The sequence below is a fragment of the Pantoea sp. S18 genome (assembly GCF_045689705.1).
Lineage (GTDB): Bacteria > Pseudomonadota > Gammaproteobacteria > Enterobacterales > Enterobacteriaceae > Pantoea > Pantoea symbiotica.
In genome coordinates this window covers 1,320,095-1,334,275 of record NZ_CP142688.1, presented here as the reverse complement: position 1 = coordinate 1,334,275, position 14,181 = coordinate 1,320,095, and the positions used below count along the sequence as shown (strand labels likewise).

At 57.4% G+C, this 14,181-nt stretch carries 12 protein-coding genes; 5 read left to right on the top strand and 7 right to left on the bottom strand.

The window, feature by feature from the left end:
• Positions 1-51: 51 nt before the first annotated feature.
• Together pbpG and VIJ98_RS06050 are read right to left on the bottom strand one after the other, a co-directional pair.
• Positions 52-990 (bottom strand): D-alanyl-D-alanine endopeptidase, encoded by a 939-nt coding sequence (pbpG, locus tag VIJ98_RS06055; protein WP_154153247.1) that lies wholly within the window; start codon positions 988-990, stop codon positions 52-54.
• Between the two features lie 268 nt (positions 991-1,258).
• The gene (locus tag VIJ98_RS06050; RefSeq protein WP_008102656.1) at positions 1,259-1,846 is read right to left on the bottom strand and encodes a Yip1 family protein; all 588 of its coding nucleotides are present in this window, start codon (positions 1,844-1,846) and stop codon (positions 1,259-1,261) included.
• A 166-nt stretch (positions 1,847-2,012) separates the two neighbouring features.
• Between VIJ98_RS06050 and VIJ98_RS06045 the strand changes: the two genes are divergently transcribed.
• On the top strand, positions 2,013-2,588 hold the full coding sequence (locus VIJ98_RS06045) for a DedA family protein (protein WP_323272747.1): 576 nt from the start codon (positions 2,013-2,015) through the stop codon (positions 2,586-2,588).
• Here the strand turns inward: VIJ98_RS06045 and VIJ98_RS06040 are convergent, their stop codons facing one another.
• Complete coding sequence (locus VIJ98_RS06040) at positions 2,589-3,365, bottom strand: SDR family oxidoreductase (RefSeq protein ID WP_323272745.1); 777 nt, start codon at positions 3,363-3,365, stop codon at positions 2,589-2,591.
• A gap of 117 nt (positions 3,366-3,482) precedes the next feature.
• Here VIJ98_RS06040 and VIJ98_RS06035 point away from each other — a divergent pair, with 117 nt between their 5' ends.
• Positions 3,483-5,297, top strand: coding sequence for a glycoside hydrolase family 15 protein (locus VIJ98_RS06035; protein ID WP_323272743.1), 1,815 nt, complete (start codon positions 3,483-3,485; stop codon positions 5,295-5,297).
• A 196-nt stretch (positions 5,298-5,493) separates the two neighbouring features.
• On the top strand, positions 5,494-6,546 hold the full coding sequence (locus VIJ98_RS06030) for a L,D-transpeptidase family protein (protein WP_008102664.1): 1,053 nt from the start codon (positions 5,494-5,496) through the stop codon (positions 6,544-6,546).
• A 166-nt stretch (positions 6,547-6,712) separates the two neighbouring features.
• Here VIJ98_RS06030 and VIJ98_RS06025 read toward each other — a convergent pair whose 3' ends face one another.
• The gene (locus tag VIJ98_RS06025; RefSeq protein WP_061717311.1) at positions 6,713-7,738 is read right to left on the bottom strand and encodes a transporter; all 1,026 of its coding nucleotides are present in this window, start codon (positions 7,736-7,738) and stop codon (positions 6,713-6,715) included.
• Between the two features lie 162 nt (positions 7,739-7,900).
• Here VIJ98_RS06025 and VIJ98_RS06020 point away from each other — a divergent pair, with 162 nt between their 5' ends.
• Positions 7,901-9,511, top strand: coding sequence for an inorganic phosphate transporter (locus VIJ98_RS06020; RefSeq protein ID WP_323272739.1), 1,611 nt, complete (start codon positions 7,901-7,903; stop codon positions 9,509-9,511).
• Positions 9,512-9,523: 12 nt separating this feature from the next.
• Positions 9,524-10,444 (top strand): polyphosphate kinase 2, encoded by a 921-nt coding sequence (gene ppk2 / locus VIJ98_RS06015; RefSeq protein ID WP_008102671.1) that lies wholly within the window; start codon positions 9,524-9,526, stop codon positions 10,442-10,444.
• On the opposite strand, the gene VIJ98_RS06010 is transcribed toward ppk2, so the two are convergent.
• The 3 genes from VIJ98_RS06010 to rhlE form a co-directional block, all read right to left on the bottom strand.
• On the bottom strand, positions 10,441-11,643 hold the full coding sequence (locus VIJ98_RS06010) for an MFS transporter (RefSeq protein WP_323272736.1): 1,203 nt from the start codon (positions 11,641-11,643) through the stop codon (positions 10,441-10,443). The two genes, ppk2 and VIJ98_RS06010, sit on opposite strands and share 4 nt — an antisense overlap.
• A 161-nt stretch (positions 11,644-11,804) precedes the next feature.
• Positions 11,805-12,761: a tRNA dihydrouridine(16) synthase DusC gene (dusC, locus tag VIJ98_RS06005; protein WP_323272734.1), complete on the bottom strand. Its 957-nt coding sequence runs from the start codon at positions 12,759-12,761 to the stop codon at positions 11,805-11,807.
• Between the two features lie 4 nt (positions 12,762-12,765).
• Positions 12,766-14,154, bottom strand: a complete 1,389-nt coding sequence (gene rhlE, locus VIJ98_RS06000; protein ID WP_008102680.1) for an ATP-dependent RNA helicase RhlE — start codon at positions 14,152-14,154, stop codon at positions 12,766-12,768.
• Positions 14,155-14,181 lie beyond the last annotated feature (27 nt).

Below are 14,181 nucleotides of genomic sequence, written 5' to 3'. Positions count from 1 at the left end.
GGTCGCCATTAATGGCGACCCTACGACAGATTGCAGATTACCTGCGAATGATTATTCCGCCTCGCTGTTGCTGGCGGTCAAGCCGGACTTCTGCTTTTTATACGCCAGCGCAGCGGCCGGAACCGGTGCGGCTTTGCCGGTTTCCAGCCAGTCGCGCAGGCGATTAGCATCGGCGAAATGGGTGTATTTGCCAAAGGCATCCAGCACCACCAGCGCCACCGGGCGGTTGTTGATCACCGTGCGCATCACCAGGCAGTGCCCGGCTTCGTCGGTGTAACCGGTTTTGGTCAGCTGAATACGCCAGTCGTTTTTGTACACCAGATGATTGGTGTTGCGGAACGGCAGCGCGTAGTTCGGATGTTTAAATACCGCAGTATCTTCTTTGGTGGTGCTCAGTTCGCCAATCAGCGGGTACTGACGGGTGGCTTTCACCAGCTTAACCAGATCTTCCGCGCTGGAAACGTTCTGAATCGACAGGCCGGTCGGCTCTACATAGCGCGTGTGCGTCATGCCGAGTGAACGCGCTTTGGCGTTCATGGCGCGGATAAACGCATCGTAACCGCCCGGATAGTGATGCGCCAGACTGGCGGCAGCACGGTTTTCCGAGGACATCAACGCCAGCAGCAGCATGTTGCGGCGGCTGATTTCGCTGTTCAGTTTGACGCGGGAGAACACGCCGCGCATTTCAGCGGTATGGCTGATATCCACCGACAGCATTTCATCCATCGGCAGTTTGGCATCCAGGACCACCATCGCCGTCATCACTTTGGTGAGTGAAGCGATTGGACGTACGCGGTTAGGATGGCTGGAAAATAGCACTTTGCCGTTTTCCAGATCAACAATCATGGCACTGCCGGAGGCGATTTGCGGTTGAGCAATCGGTGCCAGGTTAGAGAGTGCCGCCGGCGCAGCCAGCGCGGGCGTTACAGCGGCTGGCGCGGCGACAAAAAGCGCCAGCGACAGCAAGGAAATACGCATTTTTGCAGACATCGTGTCAAAAAAATCCGGTAAGGAGTTTTGCGCTGTGTTGAGACACAGGCCGCCCGCAACAATCCAGACAGGATGCGGGCTGGCAGCAGTATCATACGCACTTACCTGAGAAATTTCTTATCGAGATTGTTTCTGGGCGTTAAAAAGGTCGCCATGAAAGACGACCTTGGGAGGTGGGTGCGTTTTATGGGAAGGTCGCCATGAATGGCGCCCCTACGGGGTGGGTGCGTTTTTTGTAGGGTCGCCATGAATGGCGACCTGGCTAACCTCAGAACAAACGCGGCCCGTAACCCCACAAAATCACCGTCAGCGCCAGCAGCACTTCAAACACCAGCACACCAATCGCCAGCGTTGAACCGGAGAAACGCAGGCTCTCTTCACGGTCGATGCTCAGGAACACCGGGATACCGACGTAAAGCAGATAACCGGTGTAAACCAGCGCCACCGCACCCGCCAGCACGCAGAGCCATACCAACGGATAGAGCGCCACCAGCCCGCTGAGGAACAGCGGCGTTGCCACATAGCCGGCAAACACCGTGCAGCGCTGCAGGCTAGGACGCTGCGGATAGTTTCGCGCCATCCAGTGGATCACACGCCCCATCACCGCCACGCCGCCGAGAATAATCAGATAGAACAGAATGCCGAGACCGATACCGGTCAGTAGATTGAGTTGTACGAATTGCCCTTCGCCCAGATTCCAGCCCAGTTGCGTGGTCCCGATAAAGGCGCAGATCACCGGGATCGCCGCCATTAGCAGAACATGATGGGTGTAATGGTGCGAAACGCTCTCATTTTCCTGTTTAATATCGCGCATTTCCTGACCTGGATGCGCCAGTAAACCCCAGACATGATTCATACATCTACTCCTTTGCTGCGATGGGCTGCCCTTACAGCTAACGGCCTGATCAACGGAGGCAGCGTTAACTCAAGTATAATCGTCAGCGCCGTTTTTGCGGGCCACCACACAAATTAAGCCGCTGGTATACACTAATAGCGATTTCACACTTTGCAGGGAGGATAATTTGCATCTCGATATCAATGGATTAATCACCCAATACGGTTATCTGGCGCTGCTGATTGGTTGTATTGCCGAAGGGGAAACGTTCACGCTGTTGGGCGGTGTGGCGGCGCATGAAGGCTTATTGCACTTCAGCGGCGTGGTGCTGGCGGCAATGGCGGGCGGCATCATTGGCGATCAGCTGCTGTTCTGGCTGGGACGTCGTTATGGCACGCGTATTTTGCGCCGTTTCAGTAAACATCAGGAAACCATCGGCAAAGCTAATCGGCTGATTCGCAAGCATCCCAGCCTGTTCGTGATTGGCGTGCGCTTTATGTATGGCTTCCGTATTGTCGGGCCAATCATCATCGGCACCAGCCATCTCAAGCCACTGCGCTTCTTTATTCTTAACGTGATTGGCGCAGCGCTGTGGTCACTGATCTTTGTTTCGCTCGGCTACTTCGCCGGACAGATCGTCGCGCCCTGGCTGCACAAGATCGATCAGCACCTCAAGCCGGTATTGTGGCTGGCGGCAGCGGTGATTTTCGGCATTGTCCTGCGCTTTGTCATTCGCCACTGGAACCGCCGCCGCGCCGGTTGATTACTGGTGGTAACCCTTAAACTGCGGATTGGCCAGCATAAAACCACCGTCGACAATAAACGATTGTCCGGTGGTATAGGTTGCCCACTCCGAACAGAGCCACGCCACTAAACTCGCCACTTCGCGCGTATCGCCGGGACGCCCAATCGGGATTTCCGGCATGCGTCGCCCTTGCTGATCATCTTTCATATCGTTCATTGCGGTGGCAATTGCGCCAGGCGCGACCGCGTTCACCAAAATGTGGTGCGGCAACAGACTCAACGCCATCGACTTGGTCAGGCCACCAAGCGCATGTTTGGCGGCGGTATAAGCAGTGGCATCCGGTAGCGGCGTGTGTTCATGCACCGACGTAATGTTGATGATGCGTCCGCCGTCGCCCTGATCCACCATATGGCGCGCGGCAATCTGCCCGCACAGAAACGCGCCATCGACATCCACATTGAACACTTTGCGCCAATCCTCAAAGGTGACGTCGAGAAAGTCGGCTTTGGTCATCACGCCGGCGTTGCTCACCAGCACGTCGATGCGTCCCAGCGAGTTGATCAGCTGCGCCAGTTGCTGTGCGCCAGCTTGCGGATCGGAGAGATCGACCTGCCGCACCTGCGCCTGCTGTCCACGGCTCTCCACCATGCGTGCGGTTTCCTGGGCGCTTTCTTCATCCGAACTCCAGGTGATGCCAAGCGTATAGCCCGCTTCGGCCAGCATCACCGCACAACTGCGACCAATGCCAGAACTGGATCCGGTGACCACAGCGACTTTCTGTTTTCCTGAGCTCATAACATTCTCCTGATTGAGGGTGTCTTTACAGTATAGAAGTTATCCTTCTGTGCCTCGGAGCCGCCGAATCTGCCGTTTCGTCTATAGTTAACAATTACATACGCATTAGGGGGCACGATGAGCGAGATAAAACGAAGAATAGACGACCACGGTGTGATTGGTGATTTACGCACCTGCGCCCTGATCGCGAATGACGGCACCATCGATTATTTGTGCTGGCCGGAGCTCGATAGCCCGTCGGTTTTCGCCGCCCTGCTCGACAGCGATGAGGCTGGACTTTTCTCCCTCGCGCCGGACTGGAAACATGCCCGCCAGCAGCAGCTTTACCTGCCGGATACCAATATTCTGCAAACCCGCTGGCTGGATGACGCTGGCGTGGCAGAGATCACCGATTACATGCCGATTTGCGATGAACACAGCAAAGTGCCGCGTATCGTGCGTCGTGTGAAGATGGTACGCGGCACGGCAAAATTTCATCTGCTGTGCGCTCCGCGCCATGACTATGCACGCGCCGAAACCACCACCGAAGTGCGGCCCGGCGGCATTGCGTTTTTGGCGCCCGGACAACCCACGTTGCGCCTGAGCGCTACGGTGGTGATGACGCGCGAAAATCATAGCGCGGTGGCGGAATTCACCCTGAAAGCCGGTGAAACCGCTGAATTTGTCTTTGGCAACGATGACGATGCCAACGTGGCCGTGATCGCCACCGAGCAGTGTTTCCATGACACGCTGCAGTACTGGCGACGCTGGAGCAGCCACAGTTCCTATCGCGGTCGCTGGCAGGAGATGGTGACGCGTTCGGCGCTGGCGCTGAAGCTGCTAACCTCGCATCAGCACGGTTCAATCGCCGCTGCCGCTACCTTTGGCTTACCGGAAGAGTTGGGCGGCGAGCGTAACTGGGATTATCGCGCCTCGTGGATCCGCGATGCCTCATTCAGCATGTACGCGCTGATGCGCCTCGGCTACACCGAAGAAGCGCGTGACTTCACCAAATGGGTCGGCCGCTGCGTCGAGCACAGCCACGACGACACGCCGCACTTACAGGTGATGTATCGCCTCGACAGCGGCACTGAACTGCACGAAACCGAGCTGCTCAATCTCTCTGGCTACGCCAATTCACGCCCGGTGCGCATCGGCAATGATGCCTGGCGTCAGACGCAGCTCGATATTTACGGCGAGCTGATGGATGCCATTTATCTCGCCAACAAATATGGCGAAGCGATTTCACATCGCGGCTGGAAGTACGTCTCCGATATGATCGATTACGTCTGCGTTAACTGGAATCAGCCCGATGCTGGGATTTGGGAGATGCGCGGTGAGCCGGAGCATTTTCTGCATTCACGCCTGATGTGTTGGGTCGCGCTCGATCGTGCGCTGCGATTAGGTATGAAGCGTTCATTGCCGATGCCGTACGAACGCTGGGATAAGGTGCGCAGCGAGATCCGCGATGATATCTGGCAGAACTTCTGGAACCCGGAACTGGGCCATTTCACCGCCACGCGCGGCGGAACCTTCCTTGATGCGTCGATGCTGCTGATGCCGCTGGTGCGCTTTGTCAGCTCCACCGATCCCGACTGGATTTCGACGCTGGACGCGATTAAAACGCATCTGGTGAGCGACGGTTTAGTTCGACGCTATAACATTCATGAGACGCCTGCCGATGCTTTAACCGGTGGCGAAGGATCTTTTGCCGCCTGTTCATTCTGGTATGTGGAGTGTCTGGCGCGTGCGGGTCGCGTACATGAGGCGCATTTTGAGTTTGAAAAGCTGCTGAGTTACGCCAATCCGCTCGGTCTGTATGCCGAAGAGTTTACTTCGCACGGCGAAGCATTGGGTAACATGCCGCAGGCGTTGACGCATCTGGCATTAATCAGTGCCGCTTTTTTCCTCAATCGTAAACTGAGTAATGAAGTGACGCTGTGGCAGCCGTGAAAATTCACATTTTGGGCTGCGGATCCAAGAGAATTGTCTGGTAAAGACAAGGAATTGCGTAAAGTATCTGCAGCCAGTAAAAATCCTGATTTCCATCAATGCGTCAATGCACATATAATGCGCAGCGGGTCATACTGACCACGATGGATTCGACACACTGACAAGCCTGAAACATGGCCATAACGACTTGAAAAACATGAAAATGAGCATTCGCGCGTTCGCTTCACTCGCCCTCGCACTGGCGGCGTTCAGCCAGTCGGCATTTGCAGTAGTCTATCCGCTGCCGCCGGCTAACAGCCGTCTGATCGGCGAAAACATTGAAATCACCGTACCTGATGACAGCAAACTTCCGCTGGAAGCCTTTGCTGCTCAGTATCAGATGGGCCTCAGCAACATGCTGGAAGCCAATCCGGGCGTTGACGTTTATCTGCCGAAAGCTGGCACTAAAATGATCATCCCACAGCAGCTGATTCTGCCTGACGCGCCGCGTGAAGGCATCGTGATCAACAGCGCTGAGATGCGTCTTTATTACTACCCGAAAGGCACCAAGACTGTAGTCGTGCTGCCAATCGGTATCGGCGAGCTGGGTAAAGATACGCCGATCAACTGGACTACTGCGGTTGAGCGTAAGAAAGATGGCCCAACCTGGACGCCAACCAAAGCGATGCACGCAGAATATGCGGCACGCGGCGAGAGCATTCCTGCGGTGTTCCCGGCTGGCCCGGATAACCCGATGGGCCTGCACGCGCTCTATATCGGCCGCCTGTATGCGATTCACGGCACTAACGCCAACTTCGGTATCGGTCTGCGCGTGAGCCACGGCTGTGTGCGTCTGCGTGCTGACGACATCAAGTGGCTGTTCGACAACGTGCCGGTTGGCACGCGCGTTCAGTTCATCGATCAGCCGGTGAAAGCCACCGTTGAGCCAGATGGTTCGCGCTATGTGGAAGTGCACAATCCGCTGTCGACCACCGAAGAGCAGTTCAACTCACGTGAAGTGGTGCCGATCAACCTGACTTCCGCTGTGACCAAAGTGATTGCCGATGCCAGCACTAACCAGGATGCGGTCAACAACGCTATCCAGGCGCGTAACGGTATGCCGATCAAGATTAACGGCCCAGCAGGCGAAGTTCAGCCAGCACCGGTTCCGGTTCAGGAGTCTTCTGACGCATTGCCTAAAGAAGAGCCAATGACACCGCAAGGTATCAACGGTGCAGCGCCAGCGGCGCAGCCAACCACCAGCCTGTAATCGCGGTTTAAGATGTGAAGAGCCAGCCTGCGGGCTGGTTTTTTTGTGCGCGCGTTAAGAAGGTCGCCATTAATGGCGACCCTACGTAAACGGCAAGATCGCCATTCATGGCGACAGCGTCCGTTCCGGGTTTTGTAGGGTCGCCATTTATGGCGACCTTGCCAAATCAATCACGCGGTCGTCGAAAAGCCAGCCAACCCGCCACCAGCGTAAACGCCAGCACCACCAACACCAGCAGCAAAAAACCGTGCGGATTATTCGCCAGCGGAATCCCGCCCACGTTCATACCAAAAAATCCCGCCACGATATTGATCGGCAGCGCCAGCACGGTAATCACCGTCAGCAAAAACAGCGTGCGGTTGCTCTGCTCCATCAATCTTGCGGCGATCTCTTCCTGCAACAAACGAATACGCTCCATCAAACTCGCCAGGTCATTCAGCGCCACGCTGAACTCTTCGGTGAAAATCCGCAGCTCGCCTAATGGTTCACGCTTCAGCCATTTGGGCGGACGATTCAACAGGCGAAACAGCGCCGCCGGTTCCGGTGCCAGTAAACGCTGCACGCGCAACAGCATACGTCGCAGCTGCCCCAGCTCGCGGCGATTGGTTTTGATCGCCGCACTCAGCAACCGCTCTTCAATCGCATCCACCGCCTGACTGGATCGCCGCACCACCTGCTCCAGCTGCGCTTCCTGCTCACCAAGCAGCCACAGCAGCATCGCATCCGGCTCGGCGAACTTCAGCCGATCCATCTGCTGATGCATGCGCTCAATCATGCCAACCGGGCGAAAACGCGCGGTGACCACCACACGCGGGCAGCACCACATCCACAATGTGGCGTTCTGCGTGCTGCGCTCCTCTTTACTGAAAGTCACGTCATTGAGCACCGCCAGCAGCGCATCGTTTTGATGGGCTAAACGGGTGCGCGGCGAAGCCGAATGTATCTCGTCGAAAAAATCGTGGTCTACGCCAAAGTGGTCCTGAACCCAACGCTCCGCACGTGCGTGATTAAGGTTGATGTGCAGCCAGATAAAGTACGACTCCGGCAGCTGCTGCTGCGCCAGCTGGGCCGCTTCACGCGCATTGAGGCGCTGGGGCGGCGACGTGGGGGTAAACAGATAACCATGAATCAATCCGGCGACTTCGTTGTTGAAGTCCGGCAGCGAGGCGAGTGGTAGTACGGGCTGGAGCATTAGCAGGTCATTCCGCAGCGGTCAGATCCACAGCGTGCGACAGCTTTGTTGCAGCACGATGACACAGCGTGATCGCCATCATCATTCTGTCATACAAACCACGTATCACACTGCCAGTAACGGGTGCCGTTCGAGCATCGTGATTTAACACTGAGGTGTTTTATGGCTGAAAACAGTTTACCTGCATCGACCTCCTCGTCCCACAGCGGACGCCCGAACCTTAACCGCGGCAACGGTCCAGCCTCACGCCTGATCTTTGTACTGTTGCTGATTGCTGGCCTGATGTATGCCGGCATTAACCTGTTTAATGATGTTGAAGAGACTGGAGCGCCGGTCACCAGTTATACGCCATTCGTACTGCTTGGCGTGGCGCTGATCATCGCGCTCGGCTTTGAATTTGTTAACGGTTTCCACGATACCGCCAACGCCGTTGCTACGGTGATCTACACCCATTCGCTGTCGCCGGGCGTGGCGGTGATATGGTCCGGCTTCTGTAACTTTTTGGGCGTGCTGCTCTCCAGCGGCGTGGTGGCGTTCGGCATCATCTCGCTGTTGCCGGTGGAGTTGATTCTGCAAGCGGGCAGCGGCCACGGCTTTGCCATGGTGTATGCGCTGCTGTTCTCGGCGATTATCTGGAACCTCGGCACCTGGTATTTCGGTTTGCCGGCCTCCTCTTCGCATACGCTGATCGGTTCGATCATCGGCGTCGGCGTGGCGAACGCCTTACTGCATGGTCGCAGCGGCACCAGCGGTGTGGACTGGGATCAGGCGATCAAGGTCGGTTACGCATTGCTGCTATCGCCGATTGTTGGCTTCGTCTGTGCCGCGCTGCTGCTGCTGGCGATGAAAGCCTTTATCCGCAATCGCCAGCTGTATGAAGCGCCAAAAGGCAATCAGCCGCCGCCGGTATGGATTCGCGGCTTGCTGATCCTCACCTGCACCGGCGTCTCTTTCGCGCATGGCTCGAATGACGGCCAAAAAGGCATGGGCTTAATCATGCTGATTCTGGTCGGCACCATGCCGATTGCCTACGCGCTGAACCGCTCGCTGCCGCCGGAGCAGATTCCGCGCGTCGCCGCCTTAACTCAGGTGACGGAACAGCAGCTGCTGACGCTGCAACCGGCGCCCGCTGCCATGCCCGCGCCGCGTGAAGTGCTGACCGAATTCGTGCGCACCAACCAAAATCGCCCGCAAGTGTTGCCGGCGCTTGGCATGATGCTCGGCGATATTGGCGATCAGATTCGCCGCTACGGCGCGGTGGAGAATATCCCGGCGCAGGCGGTGACCAACACGCGAAACGACATGTATCTGGCATCGGAAACCATCAAGCATCTGCAAAATGCCAAGGTGACGCTGCCGGAAGAGACCGCGCGCAACCTGGCGGCGGTGAAGAAAGAGCTGGATGCCGCCACGCGCTTTATCCCGATGTGGGTGAAAGTGGTGGTGGCGATAGCGCTGGGTCTCGGCACCATGGTCGGCTGGCGTCGCATTGTGGTGACGGTGGGTGAACGCATCGGTAAAACCCATCTCACCTATGCGCAAGGGGCCAGCGCCGAGCTGGTGGCGATGGCGACCATTGGCGCGGCGGATGTGTTTGGCCTGCCGGTTTCCACCACGCATGTGCTCTCTTCGGGCGTCGCCGGTTCGATGGCCGCCAACCGTTCAGGTTTGCAACTTTCCACCATCCGCAATCTGGCGATGGCGTGGGTGCTGACGCTGCCGGTTTCTGTATTACTTTCGGGGCTCCTTTACGCCCTGTTTATCCACCTGTAACGGGAGAAAATAATGGCGACACACGACAATAGCTTCCACAGCGAGACCTTTAATCAGCGTCTGCTGCAGGAGTTTTACGACAGCTACGACGAAGAGCTGGAGATGGAGCTGGATGACCTGCGTTTTAACGACAGCGGCGAGCCGCAGGCTGATGACGATAAAGCCTTTCGTCGTCGTTATTTCCGCGAACTGCTGCATCTGCAAGGCGAGCTGGTCAAGCTGCAGGATTGGGTGATGCGCACCGGACATCGCGTGGTAATCCTGTTTGAAGGGCGCGATGCGGCGGGTAAAGGCGGCGTGATCAAACGTATCACCCAGCGCCTCAATCCGCGCACCTGTCGCGTAGCCGCCCTGCCCGCGCCCAACGATCGCGAGAAAACGCAGTGGTATTTTCAGCGCTATATCGCCCATCTGCCGGCCGCCGGTGAGATCGTGATGTTTGACCGAAGCTGGTACAACCGCGCGGGTGTCGAGCGCGTAATGGGTTTCTGCAACGAAGATGAAGTGGAAGAGTTTTACCGCAGCGTGCCTGAGTTTGAAAAAATGCTGACGCGCAGCGGTATCCAGATCATCAAATACTGGTTCTCGATCACCGATGAAGAGCAGGAGCTGCGCTTCCTCAGCCGCATTCACGATCCGCTTAAACAGTGGAAGCTGAGCCCGATGGATCTCGAAAGCCGTCGTCGCTGGGAAGATTACACCGAGGCGAAAGAGGAGATGCTGGAGCGCACCAATATTCCCGAAGCGCCGTGGTGGGTGGTGCAAGGCGTGGATAAGAAGCGTGCGCGACTCAACTGCATCAGCCATTTGCTGCAGCAGATGCCATACGAAGAGAGCGAAGCCAAACCGATTATGTTACCGCCGCGCGAACGTTCTGAAGACTATCGCCGCGCGCCGGTACCCGAGCACATGGTGGTGCCGGAGAAATACTAAAGCGCTTGCGCGGACGTCTGGCGGCCGTGCTGTTGGTGCAGGCGCAGCGTGATGACAAACGCGCCGAGTACCATCAGCGCCGCCGCCAGATAGACCGATTGCATGCCCCAATGACCAATCAGCAAGCCCGCCACCGGACCGGTTAATCCCAGCCCTAAATCGAGAAACGCCGAATAGGTGCCAAGCGCCGACCCCTGATCCTGCTGCTGGACGCGCTTCACCGCTTCCACGCCGAGCGCCGGGAACACCAGCGAGAAACCGCCGCCGGTAAGGAACGCGCCCAAATCCGCCAGCCAAATGCTGTCGGCCTGCCAAATCAGCAGCAATCCGGCACACTCCAGCACAAACGACACCAGCGCCACTTTCAGACCACCAAAACGCGTGATGTAGCGGCCAAAACCGAGGCGCACAATCACAAAGCCGAGGCTGAACAGCGTCAGCGCGAACGCAGCTCCGCTCCAGTCGCGGCTGGCGAAATAGAGGGTGATAAAGGTGGAGATCACGCCAAAGCCGATGGTGCCAAAGCCGAGCGCCAGACCAAACATCCACACGCGGCTGACCACACGATGAAACGGAATGCGCACGCCGGCGGTAACGCTGACGCCCGCTTTGCGGCTCGCCATCCAGAATCCGGCAACGCCCATGATCGCCACCAAACCGGCAAAGCCGCTGATGCCAAACCATTGATTGAGCAGCACGCCGAGCGGCGCACCAATCGCCATGGCGAAATAGGTCGCCACGCCGTTCCATGAGATCACGCGCGCGGTTTGCAACGGACCGACAATGTTCATGCCCCACAGCGTAGATCCGGTGCTGCTAAAACTTTCACCGACGCCGAGGAACAAGCGCCCCGCCGCCAGCAGCGCCAGGCTCAACAGCGGCATATCGCTGCACAGCGCGGCGATAATCGATAGCACGCCGCTCATGCCGCAGAACACCAATCCCATCATCACCACGCGTTTTGGACCATAGCGATCCGCCAGACGACCGGAGTGCGGGCGACTTAATAGCGTGGCGAAGTATTGCAGGCTGATGATCAATCCGGCGATGAATGAGCTGAATCCAAGCTGGTTATGCACGAATCCCGGCAGCACCGCCAGCGGCAAACCCACCGAAAGGTAGCAAAAGAAAGTGAAGACAATGACGGAAAGAATACGTTTATTTAACTGAGCGTTACTCAGTACAGCGGCGTCAGACATGGAAGGTGGCGTCGGGCATGATGATGAAATTGAACGACAACTATAACCTTAGCCTGCTAATAGATCGCGGATTTTTTAGTTATAAAGTTTATATGCACTTGTATGAGAAGGTCGCCATGAATGGCACCCGACAAATGACAAGGTCGCCATGAATGGCGCCCCTACGAGGATTTGATTAATGCTGCGGCATGGCGCTCAATCGCGGTGGCGATTTCGGCGGAGACTTTGAGGGTGCGAACTTCGCTGAATAAGCCGTCGGCTTGGTGATACGCCTTGCGCAGGTAGCCAAGCCACTGCTTAATGCGCGCCACGTGATACATGCCGGTATCGCCCTGCTTTTCCAGTTGGGTGTACTTTAGCAACAATGCGACCACATCAGGCCACGGCATCGGCGCTTCGTTGTACTTCACGACGCGCGCCAGATTCGGCACGTTGAGCGCACCGCGTCCAATCATCACCGCATCGCAGCCGGTAATGCGCATGCAATCTTGCGCGTCCTGCCAGTTCCAGATCTCACCGTTGGCGATCACCGGAATACGCAGACGCTGGCGGATTTCGCCAATCGCCTGCCAGTTAATGCTTTCGGCGCGATAGCCATCTTCTTTGGTACGACCGTGCACCACCAACTCGCTGGCACCGGCTTGCTGCACCGCATCGGCGATTTCAAAGCGACGATCGCCGGAATCCCAGCCCAATCGAACTTTCACCGTCACCGGCAGATGATCCGGCACCGCTTCACGCATCGCTTTCGCGCCGCGATAAATCAGTTCGGGATCTTTCAGCAAGGTGGCACCGCCGCCGCTGCCGTTTACCAGCTTCGACGGACAACCGCAGTTGAGATCGACGCCCCAGGAACCGAGTTCCACCGCGCGCGCGGCGTTCTCTGCCAGCCACTCGGGATATTGCCCGAGCAGCTGCATGCGAACGCGCGTGCCTGACGGCGTGCGGCTGTGGTTATGCAGCTCAGGACACAAACGATAGAAGGATTTTACCGGCAGCAGCTGATCGACCACGCGCAAAAACTCGGTCACGCATAAGTCATAATCATTAACCCCGGAGAGCAGCTCACGCACCAGCGAATCGAGCACGCCCTCCATCGGCGCCAGCAAAACCCTCATGACGTTAGGCGTTCCCGGTTTTCTTTGGTGCCGGACGACGACGACCGCTGTTGGCGGCTGGCGCGGCCTGGCTTGCGCCCTGCGCAGGACGACGCGCTGAACGCGCTTCACCCTGCGGACGTGGTGCATTGCCGCTGTGTGGACGAGAAACGTTGCCGCCCTGTCCGCGACCCTGGCCTTGACCACGTCCACCTTGACCGCGACCGCCGCCCTGCTGCTGACGACCGTTCTGGATTGGCTCAGCTTTGATGCTTGGATCGACTTCGAAACCAGGCAGCTCGATGCGTGGGATTTCACGCTTCAGCAGACGCTCAATGTCACGCAGCAGTTTGTGTTCATCAACACACACCAGCGACAGTGCCGCGCCGGTTGCTGCCGCACGGCCGGTACGACCGATACGGTGCACGTAATCTTCCGCCACGTTTGGCAGCTCATAGTTCACCACGTGTGGCAGCTCTTCGATATCCAGACCACGCGCCGCGATGTCAGTGGCAACCAACACGCGAATGCCGCCAGATTTGAAGTCAGCCAATGCACGGGTACGCGCGCCCTGGCTCTTGTTGCCGTGGATAGCGGCGGCAGTGATGCCGTCTTTGTTCAGCTGTTCAGCCAGGTGGTTGGCGCCGTGTTTGGTACGGGTGAAGACCAGCACTTGCTGCCAGTTATCACGACCAATCATCAGCGACAGCAGTTCCCGCTTGCGCTTCTTATCCACGAAATGCACTTGCTGGGAAACCTGCTCAGATGCGGTGTTACGACGCGCAACTTCAACCTGTTCTGGGTTGGTGAGCAGTTTTTCCGCCAGCGTTTTGATCTCGTCAGAGAAGGTGGCAGAGAACAGCAGGTTCTGACGCTTAGCAGGCAGACGAGCCAGCACGCGACGGATGTCGTGGATGAAGCCCATGTCGAGCATACGATCCGCTTCATCCAGCACGAGGATTTCAACCTGTGACAGATCAACCGCGTTCTGGTGTGCCAGATCGAGCAGACGGCCCGGTGTTGCCACCAATACGTCAACGCCGCCGCGCAGTTTCATCATCTGCGGGTTGATGCTCACGCCGCCGAAGACCACCAGCGAACGGATATCCAGATATTGGCTGTACTCACGCACGTTCTCGCCAACCTGAGCCGCCAGTTCGCGGGTCGGGGTCAGAATCAACGCGCGCACCGGACGGCGGCCACGCGCCGTGGACGGTTTTGCAGTCAGACGCTGCAGCAATGGCAGCGTAAAGCCGGCGGTTTTACCGGTGCCGGTTTGGGCGCTCGCCAGCAGGTCACGACCAGCCAGCACCACAGGAATTGCCTGACGCTGAATTGGCGTCGGCTCTTGGTAGCCTTGTTCTGCTACCGCACGCAAAATATCGGCACTTAAGCCGAGAGAGTCAAATGACATGCAGGTGTATTACTCCGAACCGTCCTG

Bases quoted from the DNA above. Each gene is read 5' to 3' on its own strand.
- pbpG (WP_154153247.1), bottom strand. From the start codon at position 990: ATGTCTGCAAAAATGCGTATTTCCTTGCTGTCGCTGGCGCTTTTTGTC.
- VIJ98_RS06050 (WP_008102656.1), bottom strand. From the start codon at position 1,846: ATGAATCATGTCTGGGGTTTACTGGCGCATCCAGGTCAGGAAATGCGC.
- VIJ98_RS06040 (WP_323272745.1), bottom strand. From the start codon at position 3,365: ATGAGCTCAGGAAAACAGAAAGTCGCTGTGGTCACCGGATCCAGTTCT.
- VIJ98_RS06035 (WP_323272743.1), top strand. From the start codon at position 3,483: ATGAGCGAGATAAAACGAAGAATAGACGACCACGGTGTGATTGGTGAT.
- VIJ98_RS06030 (WP_008102664.1), top strand. From the start codon at position 5,494: ATGAAAATGAGCATTCGCGCGTTCGCTTCACTCGCCCTCGCACTGGCG.
- VIJ98_RS06025 (WP_061717311.1), bottom strand. From the start codon at position 7,738: ATGCTCCAGCCCGTACTACCACTCGCCTCGCTGCCGGACTTCAACAAC.
- VIJ98_RS06020 (WP_323272739.1), top strand. From the start codon at position 7,901: ATGGCTGAAAACAGTTTACCTGCATCGACCTCCTCGTCCCACAGCGGA.
- ppk2 (WP_008102671.1), top strand. From the start codon at position 9,524: ATGGCGACACACGACAATAGCTTCCACAGCGAGACCTTTAATCAGCGT.
- VIJ98_RS06010 (WP_323272736.1), bottom strand. From the start codon at position 11,643: ATGTCTGACGCCGCTGTACTGAGTAACGCTCAGTTAAATAAACGTATT.
- dusC (WP_323272734.1), bottom strand. From the start codon at position 12,761: ATGAGGGTTTTGCTGGCGCCGATGGAGGGCGTGCTCGATTCGCTGGTG.
- rhlE (WP_008102680.1), bottom strand. From the start codon at position 14,154: ATGTCATTTGACTCTCTCGGCTTAAGTGCCGATATTTTGCGTGCGGTA.